This window comes from Vibrio sp. A1-1, from assembly GCF_021728175.1.
Lineage (GTDB): Bacteria > Pseudomonadota > Gammaproteobacteria > Enterobacterales > Vibrionaceae > Vibrio > Vibrio diabolicus.
Genome location: NZ_JAKKCL010000028.1, coordinates 1 through 13,223, shown reverse-complemented (window position 1 = coordinate 13,223; position 13,223 = coordinate 1). Strand labels below are relative to the sequence as shown.

Here is a 13,223-nt window from a genome sequence, read left to right as displayed (position 1 = left end):
TCTTCGACACACTACACAATAAGAACTTTGCAGAAATATGTAGGGGGATGAAAAAGCAGCAAAGATGAATCACCACGTTAACATCGATTGGAGTGATTAATCTACCGCACTTTCATAAAGTTTGGACAAACATAACTTTGTGTTTTCAATACGCTAGATAATGGTGTTTTTTTAACCCCACAATGCAGCTATCATGAAAATAACAATAAACATGATAACCATTACCCTGAACAAGTAAGACAACTTTCCGGTGCCACCTTTTGGCGCTTGGTTACAGCATCCCATTGTGTTTCTCCATCGTTTCATTTCGACATGGCGTTAATGTACTCCTTAACCTTAGGGGAAAGTCAAACCTTTACCCAAAGGTTCTAATTTATCGCTATAAGTGTTTATTTATCCGCCATATCACTCGTTTATATCCCATGGAAATAAAGCGCGTTGTTTTCAGCTCATTTTCGGATAAATACATACCGTTTTTCGCTATATACCCACTATTTATGAGGAATCTACAATACGCGAGTCTTACTTGTAGCACGCTACTTTTACAACCTAGAAGTTGTGCGCTCATCCATTAAAGGTATCGAATGAGCAATATCGTTAAATCCGCCGTTAAATTGAGTGCTTTCTCTATCATCATGATCACCGTAACTTCGGTCGACAGCATAAGGAACATTCCTGGGGCGGCTTTGTTTGGTAGCCATGCCATCTCTTTCTTCTTACTTGCTGGACTCTGTTTTTTTGTCCCTACAGCGCTAGTGTGTGCTGAGCTAAGTACCACTTATCCAAAGCAAGGTGGTGTATATCTTTGGGGCAAAGAAACACTAGGGCCAAACTTTGGCTTTGCCACCGTGTGGTATCAATACGCTGAAAATATTGTTTACTATCCACCGTTAATTTCATTCATTGTTGCAACGGGGGCCTACCCTTTTTTCCCAGACCTGGCGCAAAACAACATGTTTATGTTGGTGATGATTAATGTGATTTTTTGGGCGTTAACTTTAGTTAATATCTTTGGCTTGCGCCTCTCTTCCCTGATTACAAATGTATTCGGCACCCTAGGTTTGATATTTCCGATTCTATTGATTATCGGATTAGGCGGGTACTGGGCGTATACCCATCCTGGTGAGTCTCATATCTCGCTTCGCCACGTATCTGACTGGTTGCCGGACCTTTCTCAAGATGGGATCGGAGCTGGTTTTACTGCGGTAGTTCTGTCACTTACAGGCCTTGAAATCACGACCTCTTATGCAAGCGAAGTAGAAAATCCGCAAAAAGCCTATCCCAAAGCTCTGCTGATCTCCACAACCTTAATCTTGGTTTCTCTGACGGCGTGCTCACTGTCCATTTCTTCGGTCGTCTCAAGTGACCATTCTAGTTTGAGTGAAGGAGTGATACTTGCCTTCAAAGCTTTTTTTGATGATCTGCACCTCTCATTCCTGCTGCCTGTCATTGCCCTTGCTATTGTTTTTGGCACGCTTGCAAGCCTGAATAACTGGATAATCGCCCCAACTAAAAGTCTGCATGTTGCCGCAAAAGATAGTTTCATGCCGATGTCGCTCGCCAAAGAAAACCGCAACCAAGCCCCCGTCTCATTGTTGCTCTTGCAAGGCACGATTGTTAGCGTGCTCTCTTTGGTTTTCATTTTTGTTCCTAACGTCAATCAAGGCATGTGGTTATTGAATATCCTGATGACTCAGCTCTATATGGTGATGTACATCTGTATTTTTGTTAGCTTTTTGGTCTCACGCTACAAACACGCAGATATTGAGCGCCCATTTCGAGTTTCGGGCGGAAAAATAGGAATGTGTTTAGTGGCTGGGTTAGGCTTGATGAGTTGCTTGGTGACGATTGTTGTATCTTTTGACGTGCCAGCAGGAATTAGCGCAAAAACTGGTGCATATGCACTGATATTAGGATTTATCACATTTAGCCTCCCAGCGTTCGCCGCCGTGATGTATCGCAATCGAAAACATCGTCAACAAAGCAAAATGCTTGAGGTACTAGTAAGTTAACTATTGGATTGACATTAAAAAGCCGCAGCAATTTCTCGCTACGGCTTTTTATTTGGCATCACAAGTTGTGTTAGTTATCCGTGTCCTACAGTCTTGGATAACAGGTTAACAATCATCACACCAGTGAGGATAAACCCAATGCCAACAAGCGCCGGCAAATCTAGCCGCTGTCCATAAACAAAGTAGCCAACCGTCGCAACTAAAACAATACCCGCCCCACTCCATATGGCGTAAACAACCCCAACAGGCATCGTTTTTACCGTGACGGAAAGCAAGAAGAAAGCAATGCCGTAACCAATCAGAACGACTGTACTCGGCATCATTTTCGTAAATTGCTCTGTTTTGGGAATATAGGAAGTGGCAATCACTTCACATACAATCGCGATCGACAGCGCCAACATTGGCGGCATAGAGACAAGCATTTTGAACATAAGGCATTAACGCTCAACAGAAATGTAACAACCGACAACACGTCCGGATAATTAGGTCGCGCATTATACCCAACTCATCTCTCGATGGAATACCTCTTACGCAAGCAACTTCAAAATGCAGGATTCACAGCGTGATCACTTGAATATAGAGACATTCACACGCCATCGCTTTCACTCACTTCTTGATGAGTAAGCGACAGGCCTGCTTTTTGGTGCTGCCGAGCAATTTCAAAGTAGATGTGCATATCAATTGGCTCTGGTGTATTGAGTAGCATCTTGCCCACTTCTCGTTGAAAGTGACCATAATTACCTAACTCATCCGTCAGCCCTAGCTGCTCGTAAGAAGCTTCATTGGCAAACATTCCATAGGCATACTGATAATGACTTAGATCCTTGCTCTTATCATAACCAAGCTCTTGAAGGGCTTGATCAATTTCTTTTGGCGTATAAGTGTCTTTATCGCCAAACAAGCGCAATAGTACGCTAGGAACCTCTTGAGCGATGCTCTGAATTTTTGTCTTTCTTTTAAAAATACCGAACATAATGTCCTCCACTGACGATGTTTCCAAATACACACTTTAATGCATATTGGTGAGCTGATTGTTTTTAGTATGGCTCATTAATCTGAGACTTCCTTACAACGAAGTCACTTTCGCATATTAACGTGATCACATAATTACCAGCAAATAGTACGACCAGCGTTTCAAACATATCTCATCAGAAACTCCGCTCTAGTCACAATTGTGTGACAGCTTCGAGCTCGGTTTACCATAATGTAAAGAGTAGATTGAAAAGTCATATTTCGTATCGACATCTAAACTTAATTAAGTTAGCTTTAGAAGTATAGACGTCTAGATTGACTATACTTAGGGAGAGAAAGTCGTGCCAATTAGAATTCCAGATCAATTACCAGCTACCGATGTGCTAAGGACAGAGAACATCTTCGTAATGAGTGAAACGCGTGCTGCGAGTCAGGAAATACGTCCTTTACGAGTGCTGATCCTGAATCTGATGCCCAAAAAAATAGAAACTGAAACTCAGTTTTTGCGTCTACTCTCAAACAGCCCATTACAAGTCAATGTCGAGTTATTGCGCATTGATAACCGCCCAAGCAAAAATACGCCAACCGAACATTTGGATACTTTTTATCGTCAATTTGAAATGGTGAGAGATAAAAATTTCGATGGCATGATCATTACTGGTGCCCCACTAGGTTTGGTTCAATTTGAAGATGTCATTTATTGGGACCACCTAAAAACCATCATGGAATGGGCAAAAGATCATGTGACATCGACTCTTTATGTCTGCTGGGCAGCACAAGCAGGGCTGAAGTTGCTCTACGATCTACCTAAAAAAACGCGTAAAGAAAAACTTTCAGGCGTGTACCATCACCAAATTCATCATCAATTCCATCCTATGTTACGTGGGTTTGATGACACATTTTTAGCGCCTCATTCACGCTATGCCGACTTTTCACCTCACTTTTTAGAAGAACATACCGACTTAGACATCCTAGCCACATCGGATGTTGCAGGTGTTTATTTAGCTACAACAAAAGACAAGAGAAATGTGTTTGTTACTGGGCATCCTGAATACGATTCGCATACCTTACATAACGAATATATCCGCGATTTAAGCGAAGGCATGGAACCAGCCATTCCCGTCAACTACTATCCAAACAACAATCCTGATAATCCACCAATTGCCAGTTGGAGAAGTCATGGACATCTCCTCTTTTTAAACTGGCTGAACTACTGCGTTTACCAGCAAACACCTTATGATCTTGATCACTTCAGTGAAGACGCTTTTACTAAAGACGATTAACCTCAAAGCACGCAAACAAAGCGCTTATGATGCCTAAATGTAATATGTGAACCAAGCCGCCATATGGCGGCTTTTTCATACCAGTTTGCAAACCTGATCGCATAGTGTTTTTTCCTCAATAGGCTTTTGCTACGTAATTCATATCATGCTGGGAGATTCAGGGATGTAGGGACAAAGAATGAAAACAACAAAGCTCGGTGCACTACTATTAATCTCTCAGTTTGCACTTGTGGGCTGCGTGACGGTGAAAGAAGATGGTAGCCCTGTCGTTAAAGCCGATCCTGTAGCAATGGCAGAATCACGTATCGCACTTGGCCTAGGTTATTTAGAAGGCGGCAATATGATTCGCGCGCATGATAACTTGCAACAAGCCTTAACCCACGCACCTCAATACTATCGTGCTCAGTTATCGATGGCTCACTACTATGAAACGGTTGGTGAAGATGCTAAAGCCGAGCAAATGTATAAACGCTCTCTACGCCAACACACCAAAAACGGTAACGTGCTCAATAACTACGGCACCTTTCTTTGCAAGCGGGGTGACTTCGAGAAAGCCGATCAAATGTTTAATCGAGCCATTGAGCAACCTTATTACTATCTCATTCCGGCCAGTTATGAAAACGCCGCATTTTGCGCGTTGAAGTCACAAGATAAAGACAAAGCGAAATACTACTTCGCCCGAGCTATTGATCATGACCCTCATAGGCCAAAATCTATTTTGCAGCTAGCCAAGCTAGAAATTGATAGCGGCAATTACACTGAAGCCAGAATTCGATTAATGAGATTTAATCAAATGTATGGCGTTAAGAAACCCTCTTTACAGCTCATGATTCAACTTGAACGTGCAGCAGGTAATGAAGCACTCGAGAAAAAATATCAAAAGCAATTGGAGAGGTTTTCTTAACACGACATCATGATAAAGAAGGTGTACTCGCTCACAGACACTACTGAACTTGACTAAGAATCCAGTGAATTAAAACCCACGGTGAAACATTCATCCTGTACATAAACTTCAAATTCGGTACTATTTGAACGGAATAAGTGACCAAATCACGTTATAAAAGTGCGCTAGTAAAACGAAATTTGTACATCATACTGTTTCTACTATTGATTTGGGGCGCATTGATAAATGCTAAATATTACTGACATGCACCAGAAGGAAGTTGAAGCCGGATGAAACCTGCCTGCACTCTGTTATCACTCACTTTGCTGAGTTCGCCTTTTGTCGTCAGTGCACAAGAAAATATTGAAAAAACATTCACGTTTGGCATTGTTTCCAATAAAGCTCAAAGCAAAATCAAAAAGTCGACGCCTTTCACGCAGTACGTGACCAATGGTTTGGCTGAATACGGATACACCAAGGGTGCTGTAAAAGTATTTAAAAATTATCGCCAGCTCGCGGTGGCACTTGAAAATGGCACCGTTCAAATTGCAACAGCCACCCCCTTCAATGCAATGACCCTCGAGGCAGAGTCTGGTAGCCAAGCCATTGCCATACGCTGGAAAAAAGGTTTACAAAAATATCATACGGTATTCTTTACCCACAAAGAGAGTGGTATCGCGTCGATTTCTGACCTGCGCGGAAAAACACTTGTTTTTGAAAAGCGTACATCCACCAGCAGCTATTACTTACCCGCTATTACACTGCTTAATCAAGGGGAGAAATTAGAATACCTCCCCTCCTCCGATGACAAACCAGCCAAAGACAGTATTGGATATTTATTCCTTGACGAGCACTTGGCTCAATCGAATGAAATCAACCTTTCAGTATGGGTGTATAAGCAGAGAGTCGCAGCAGGAGCGTTCAGCAATTTCAATTGGAGCAACCCGAAAGATCTTCCAGAAAGCATGAAAGACAAACTAACGATTTTCGCTCGCTCGGTAGAAATACCTAGAGACTTAATTCTCGCCTCTCCGACCTTAAGCCAAGTTCAGCAACATAAAATCACGTCAATATTGCTCGGTATGGAGACATCTCAGCAAGGTGCTCTAGCACTTAAACAGTTCCAAAACACGAAAAAGATCACCGCTCTAACGCCAGAAATGTCCGCGTCCTTAAATACCGTTCGAACATCTATTCACTTGTTACCGAAGGTGGATTGATGTTCCACAAACTCTCACTCGAAACTAAATACATTTGCTCGACCATTTTTGTTGTCCTGTTTGTCGTAGTGATAAACCTCGCACTATATATGCATGGTTACGATACGTACTCAAATAACTTAACCCGCCAAATCACCGAGAACTCACAAGAAAAAACAGAGTCTTACGTCAAGCAAAAAGGATTGGTTTACGCAGAGTTATTATCAAAACAACTTTTTGACCCACTCTATACGGATAATATCAGCCAAGCGTACGAGCAAATTAAAGCAACATTAAGCCAACCAGATGTCTCGAAGATACACGTTGTTGATAATGAAGGGCTAATCTTTCACGACGGTACGACTCAGCTGAGTATGTTTGCCCAGCCTCATTACCGTTCTCGCTTTATTTTAAAAGCAATAGAAGAGTCTAGAATTCTCATTTCTTTTTCTAAACATCAATTAGAAATTGCGGCACCGATTCAGCAATCGAATATCACACTGGGCGCAGTGTATCTTGAACTCAACCTAGCACATCTATTAGAAGAGAAAGAACAAAACATTGCGCAAGTACAAGCGCTTACCTCAAACGATAAGCAAAAGATGTTTAACTTGCTGCTCACGATCAGTGCGATATCCGTTCTGCTCGGAAGTGCCATCGCGTATGCTTTGGGTCGCTCATTAATAAAACCACTCAAACAACTTAAAGAACAATTTACAGAGTCAAATACTCAAGCACTGCCAATCACTGATATAAAAAGTAAAGATGAAGTAGGTGATCTTATTTCGGCGTATAACAAAATGTCGAACAAAGTGAACCGATACACAAGCCGGGTGGAGTTCATGGCGTATCACGACATTCTTACCTCCCTGCCTAACCGAGAAAAGTTGCTCATTGATATCCAAAAGCAAATAACGAACCGCAGATCTCCCTCACTCGCGGTTGTTTTTATTGATCTGGATGACTTTAAACATATTAACGATAACTACGGGCATAGCATCGGAGATAAATTGCTAGGTCATCTCGCCTCAGAACTTCAAGGTCGTTTGCCGAGTTACTTCCAGCCTCTTTACCGTCTTTCAACCATCGTAAGCCGAGTCGGCGCTGACGAATTTGTGCTGGTCTTTCCATGCAAAGACAGCCTCCACGCTAGAGAAAAAGCGGACGATATTCATCGCCAATTGCTTTCTCCTTTTAACTTGGAAGAGAACGATATTCAAATTACGGCAAGCCTTGGAGTCGCGGTGTATCCGGAATTTGGCTCAAACGCAGAGTCTCTTTTACAACTCTCCTCACTGGCGGCGCAAGAATCTAAACGACGCGGCAAAGATATCATGACGATATACGATTCCGCGTTTGATGAGACCGTGAAGCAGCGCTTATACATAGAAAAGGAACTGCGCCGCTCAATACGTGATTTATCTCAGTTCGAGCTTTGGTATCAACCCCAGTTCGACCTCAACACCTACCAGTTGATTGGTGTCGAAGCATTGGTTAGGTGGAATCACCCAGAGAAGGGTTATATCAGCCCAGAATTATTTATCCCGATTGCAGAACAAAGTGACTTAATTTTAGAGCTTGGTGAATACCTCATCGAGACAGCAATTAGCCAGCGAGCACAATGGGCGGGTCATTTCACTGCTGATTTTCATATCGCATTAAATTTGTCTCCTAGGCAGATCTACCGCCAAGATTTAAGTCAGCTCTTTTCGAAATATTTACAACAATATCAAGTCCCCCCTCAAACCATTCATGTTGAAGTGACAGAGTCTCTGTTTATTGATGATATTGAGAAAGCGCAGTACGTGCTCAGAAAATTACAAGCTAACGGCGTAGAAGTGTGGCTAGATGATTTTGGAACTGGGTACTCAGCCCTCGCCTACCTACAACAAATGTCGTTTGATGGGCTTAAAATTGACCGTTCATTTATCGCTCAAATCCAAAACAATGAACAAGATGATTCATTAGTCCGTGCGATTATATCCATGGCTCATAACCTAAGAATGAGAGTGGTAGCTGAAGGCATAGAAACCCAGACCCAACTAACAAGGATGGAATCGCTTCACTGCGACGTTGTTCAAGGCTTTTTCTTGGGTAGACCGGTGCCGGCAGAAGAAATCATAGAGTTTGAGCAACAACGCCAAGCAATAGATGACTCAACCGCCAGCAACTATGCTTAACTGAATAATTTATCGCGTTCATTTAATTAAAGGGGATTCGTTCTGCAATATTGGTCACACTTCGCCATCTCGCAAGTATGAATTTCCTCTTAAAATCTAACATTTGAGATAGGTAAACTACACTTTTCATATCAACTCTTTGGATATGGAAACGCGTGTGGTCGGGATATTTGCTTGGAACAACCTGTCTGTAAAGCAGAAACTTTTTGGATTGGTCCTACTACCAATATTATTGTTATTGCTTCTGGCGGGCAAACATGTACAAAACCTCTCTATCCAAGCTCAAGAACTTCAAAAAGCACAACTCTTCTCCCAATATATAGATCGTGTTTCCTCATTGTATTATTTGACGAGCGATCCAAAGGTCGCGAATAACGCTCAAGAAACCCGCCAACTCGTTCACACTTTACAAGAGACAGCTTCACCTGTTTTTGGTGACAATGCCGATATATTAAATCAGCTCACGAATTTCGAAGAAGCAACACTGTCAATGCTCTCGTCCAATAATACAGAAGATAAGTTAGATGCTGCTGAGTGGCGTGCCGACACATTCAAAGAGATTCTTTTGAGTTTGGATAGAGTCTATTTCAGCCATGTAAGTTATGAAACCAACACTCACCTCTCCTCATTGATGCAGCTTGAGTGGTTAATGTTTTGGTCAACAGAAGAGCATAGACTCAGCAAATACTTGGTGGAATCTACAGAGCAGGGGCAGATTTACGATCCAGCTATCCAAGCTAGTATCCAATCATTAATCCAGAACCAACAACTGCTGTTCGAACGCTTTGTCACACTTAATGCGAATAAGCAGCAAGTCAACCTCCTCATCGAAACCTTTACCGATAATGTCTTTGCTAAAAGCCAAGCATTTCGAGCCAATTTGTTGCAGCCATCAAACCTTAGAGTATTGACACCCACTCAAATAGATGACGGGTTATCTGCGCTTTATAAACGCTTAAGTTTATTACGTAACGTTGATGACCAGATGGAACAGCAACTTATTAAGGATATATCCAAGACGATCAGTGAAACAACACAGCACCGCATTGGCTTCATTGCGCTAATGAGCCTCGTGACATTGCTGGTTGTGAGTTTGACACTGAGGTTAGTGCGCAAAGTCACTGGCAACTTGAATTTAGTCCTCGAATTCCTAAGTCGAGACACTTACGAAGAGGACAACAATGAAAACTCACCACTGACAGAGTTGACCAAAGGGAAAGATGAGCTCAGTAAGTTTGCTAAAGAGGTAAAAAAACTGAGTTACGAACGTGAGCAGTCAAGACAAAAGTTAACTCAAGCCAAAGAAGATGCTGAAAAGGCGAAAGATGATGCCATCGAGGCAAGCAAAGCCAAAAGTAGCTTTCTGGCGAATATGTCTCATGAGATTCGAACCCCGTTAAACGGCGTTATTGGCATTTCAGAAGTTTTGTCAGACACGCCGCTAACGGCGACACAGCGTGATTATGTCGACACGATAGAAACCTCCTCGCAATTACTGTTGAGCCTAATAAATGACGTTCTGGACTTCTCTAAAATTGAATCTGGTATGTTGCTTATCAGCCCTCATTCAACCTGTGTTCGTGAATCCATCTACGATATTGCTTCTATTATTTCCCCGAAAGCGAAAGAAAAAGGCATCGACGTTCAAGTCAGCATCAGCCGCAATACGCCCTATCACGTTATGTTGGATGATCACCGTATACGCCAAATTATCATGAACTTCATGTCCAATGCCGTAAAGTTCACCGAACAAGGCTGCGTTGAACTCTCTGTCATCACTAGAGAAATCAAAAATGGTGAAGCGAGCATCGAGTTTTCAGTCAAAGACTCAGGGATCGGTATTGATGAGCAGCAACAAAAAAAGATATTTGCTCCTTTCGCCCAAGAAGATAACTCCACCACCCGACAGTTTGGAGGGACAGGGCTCGGGCTTGCAATTAGCACGCAGCTGGTAGAGTTGATGGGCGGTGAGATTCAGCTTGAATCCGAGAAAGGAAAAGGTAGCCGATTTTTCTTCGAACTTACGGCTCCAATTGTGACTCAAGAGTTCAATGGCTATCACTCCCTTAATCACAACGATATATGGATAGTTTGCAACAACCCTACTTTGGAGCAAAAGCTGCGTGACGAGTTGAGCTTTTTCCACATCAATGTTCAGCAATCAGTAAATACACTGGATGCTCTGCCAACGTGGATTGATAACGAGCGCATCGTTGTTATCAACGTAGAAACTTCTCCAGATACCAAAGCCAAACATCTAGGTGAAATGAAAAGACTTTGCATGCAAAATGTTCGAGTGTGTCTTATTAAACACCTTCATAGTGCTCAACGTGATTTTGGTAACAGCATTAGTGCATTGGTCACTCAACCCCTCTTAGGACAGCGTTTAGTAAAAGCACTTGAAACTTGTGCTGCAAACTTCCCTCAAGCAAACAAAGAGAACACGACAACACCCAATACTAAGACTTTCCCAAAAATTTTGGTGGTCGACGACAACACCGTCAATCAAAAAATCGCTGGATTACACGTCACAAAAGCGGGCTTCGACTTTGATATCGCCGTAAACGGAGAAGAAGCCGTAGATATGTTTCAACAGAATCAATACTGCTTAATCTTAATGGATTGCATGATGCCTGTGATGGATGGGTTTGAAGCAACCAAAATGATCCGTCAAATTGAAGCAAAAGAAAAACGGACGTTCAGAATCCCAATTATCGCGCTAACAGCAAGTGTAGTCGATGATGACATTCAAAAGTGTTTTGATGTTGGAATGGATGATTATGTGCCCAAACCTTTTAAAGCGGGTTTGTTAAAAGAGAAATTAGATAAAGCCATTGGACTACGCATTTCCAATATTGCTTCTGATGAAAAGCGACTGGCAACAAACACCACTCACACTCCTGAAAAAACCTCGCATGCTGAACAATCAGAAGCGACCGTGACACCTATTCGCTCAGAACGGATTTTGCTCGTCGAAGATAACAGAGTAAATCAAAAAGTCGCTTCGCTGCTTTTATCCAAAGCTGGTTATCAATTTGAAGTGGCCGAAAACGGACAGGTTGCGGTCGAAATGTTCCAAAAAGATGGTGGGTTTGACATCATTTTGATGGACTGCATGATGCCGATCATGGATGGGTTCGAAGCCTCACGACAAATACGCGCCTATGAAGCAAGTAAAGGTCTTCCTAAGACTCCCATCATCGCGCTAACGGCAAGTGTTGTGGATGATGACATTCAACGCTGTTTCGATTCAGGCATGGACGCTTATGTACCCAAGCCTGTTCGTAGAGAAAAGCTGTTGTACCAGATTGAAAATGCGATATAGGTAGCGATGATGAGCGGCGACATATCTCTCCTCTGTTTTCTTTTGCGCTGCATAAAACGCTACCTATTCATTGTTGTTTTCCTTCTACCCATAGATAGTCAAGTACTTGCTGCAGAGAGCTACGCCGTTTTCTCGTTTAATAGTGAGTTCTCGCCCCTAACCATCAATAAAGCGCGAAAGTTGTACAGAGGAAAAACGCAACTCTTACAAGGGCAGAGAATTGAGCTATCTGACTGGCCAGCGACATCAGCGGAGAGAGCGGAGTTCTATCGCTACCTTCTCAATAAAAACTTGACGCAAATGAACGCGCACTGGGCGAGCTTGTCTTTTTCAGGCAAAGCGAGACCACCCAAAGTGATTGCAAACTCTAGCATTGATGCGCTGATCACGTGGATGCAAGAAAAGCCCAATCGGATTGGTTATGCCCCTGCTTCGAGCGTGCCTGGAAATGCTCGTATTTTGTATGTGGTGAGCTCGGAGGATTAATATGAAAAAATATTTGACCATGTTATCACTGAGTGTTGTCGCCTTTCCGAGCTTAGCCACCATTGAGTTATCAGATCACCTGTCTTTGAGTGGTTTTGGTTCGACATCTTGGTCTAAGTCGGATAACTCCACAACGGCTCTCGTCAACCGCTTTATTCATGATGAAGCCTGCTACGATTGTGACACAACCTTCGGCCTGCAGCTTGATTACTTTTACAAGGCATTTCGAGCATCCGCACAAGTAGTCAAGCGTCCGCAAGATCATTGGAGCTCGCCCCAATTAGAGTGGGCATATTTAGCTTATACCTATAAAAATGTAGAGATACGTGGGGGACGATTGAGGCTGCCGCTGTTTTTGATGTCTGAGTATAATTATGTCGGTCACGCTTTTACCCAAGCTCGACCACCAAATGAAGTGTATGACAGCATATTAGGCATCACCGCTTACAATGGTTTATCCATTCGCTGGAATCACGACCTCAATGAGCAAATCATGCTTACTGCAATGCCGTTTATAGGGTTTAAAGACAGCAGTGATGTCACCCTCAACGAAGATACTGAACTGAAGATCGAATCAGACAACACAGCCGGAATAAACTTAACACTCAGCGGAAATGCCTACCGTTTGAACTTTTCTTATCTACATGGCGATTATGACCAAACTACGGTTCTCTCCAATACCAAGCAATCCACACCTGAAGGAGGAGCCATGTTAATTGACCGTTTGGTTCTAAAAGAAAAAGGCAATACGATTGACCGTAAGTGTTCACCGAGCCCATATTGACAGAAAAAGTGTGACACTCAGCACTTGATCCACTTTTGGCTATTGAGTGATCATTCCAGTGCTTCATCCTGTTTGTTATGAGCAGAAAGAAAGCCCCTA

Annotated in this window: 9 protein-coding genes and 1 pseudogene; 8 read left to right on the top strand and 2 right to left on the bottom strand. The window is 42.7% G+C overall.

From position 1 onward, the window contains the following. The first annotated feature begins 584 nt into the window (after positions 1 to 584). Complete coding sequence (locus L3V30_RS23080) at positions 585 to 2,012, top strand: APC family permease (protein WP_237309997.1); 1,428 nt, start codon at positions 585 to 587, stop codon at positions 2,010 to 2,012. Between the two features lie 74 nt (positions 2,013 to 2,086). Here L3V30_RS23080 and L3V30_RS23075 read toward each other — a convergent pair whose 3' ends face one another. Together L3V30_RS23075 and L3V30_RS23070 are read right to left on the bottom strand one after the other, a co-directional pair. Then, positions 2,087 to 2,443: an SMR family transporter gene (locus L3V30_RS23075; protein ID WP_005393429.1), complete on the bottom strand. Its 357-nt coding sequence runs from the start codon at positions 2,441 to 2,443 to the stop codon at positions 2,087 to 2,089. Between the two features lie 155 nt (positions 2,444 to 2,598). Then, positions 2,599 to 2,985: a hypothetical protein gene (locus tag L3V30_RS23070; RefSeq protein WP_047008701.1), complete on the bottom strand. Its 387-nt coding sequence runs from the start codon at positions 2,983 to 2,985 to the stop codon at positions 2,599 to 2,601. Positions 2,986 to 3,325: 340 nt separating this feature from the next. Here L3V30_RS23070 and metA point away from each other — a divergent pair, with 340 nt between their 5' ends. The 7 genes and pseudogenes from metA to L3V30_RS23035 form a co-directional block, all read left to right on the top strand. Beyond that, the gene (gene metA / locus L3V30_RS23065) at positions 3,326 to 4,267 is read left to right on the top strand and encodes a homoserine O-succinyltransferase (RefSeq protein WP_006741610.1); all 942 of its coding nucleotides are present in this window, start codon (positions 3,326 to 3,328) and stop codon (positions 4,265 to 4,267) included. 178 nt (positions 4,268 to 4,445) lie between these two features. Next, positions 4,446 to 5,171: a type IV pilus biogenesis/stability protein PilW gene (gene pilW, locus L3V30_RS23060; RefSeq protein ID WP_053807335.1), complete on the top strand. Its 726-nt coding sequence runs from the start codon at positions 4,446 to 4,448 to the stop codon at positions 5,169 to 5,171. 269 nt (positions 5,172 to 5,440) lie between these two features. Continuing rightward, positions 5,441 to 6,370 (top strand): phosphate/phosphite/phosphonate ABC transporter substrate-binding protein, encoded by a 930-nt coding sequence (locus tag L3V30_RS23055; RefSeq protein WP_237309995.1) that lies wholly within the window; start codon positions 5,441 to 5,443, stop codon positions 6,368 to 6,370. Then, the gene (locus L3V30_RS23050; protein WP_237309993.1) at positions 6,370 to 8,529 is read left to right on the top strand and encodes a GGDEF domain-containing phosphodiesterase; all 2,160 of its coding nucleotides are present in this window, start codon (positions 6,370 to 6,372) and stop codon (positions 8,527 to 8,529) included. Before L3V30_RS23055 ends, L3V30_RS23050 begins: the two co-directional genes overlap by 1 nt. 145 nt (positions 8,530 to 8,674) lie before the next feature. Further along, entirely contained in the window at positions 8,675 to 11,854 is a 3,180-nt protein-coding gene (locus L3V30_RS23045; protein ID WP_237309991.1) for a response regulator, read from the top strand. 9 nt (positions 11,855 to 11,863) lie between these two features. Continuing rightward, on the top strand, positions 11,864 to 12,340 hold the full coding sequence (locus tag L3V30_RS23040) for a hypothetical protein (RefSeq protein ID WP_237309989.1): 477 nt from the start codon (positions 11,864 to 11,866) through the stop codon (positions 12,338 to 12,340). A gap of 1 nt (position 12,341) precedes the next feature. Continuing rightward, positions 12,342 to 13,019: pseudogene (locus L3V30_RS23035) on the top strand (sulfate ABC transporter permease); the annotation flags it as partial. Positions 13,020 to 13,223 lie beyond the last annotated feature (204 nt).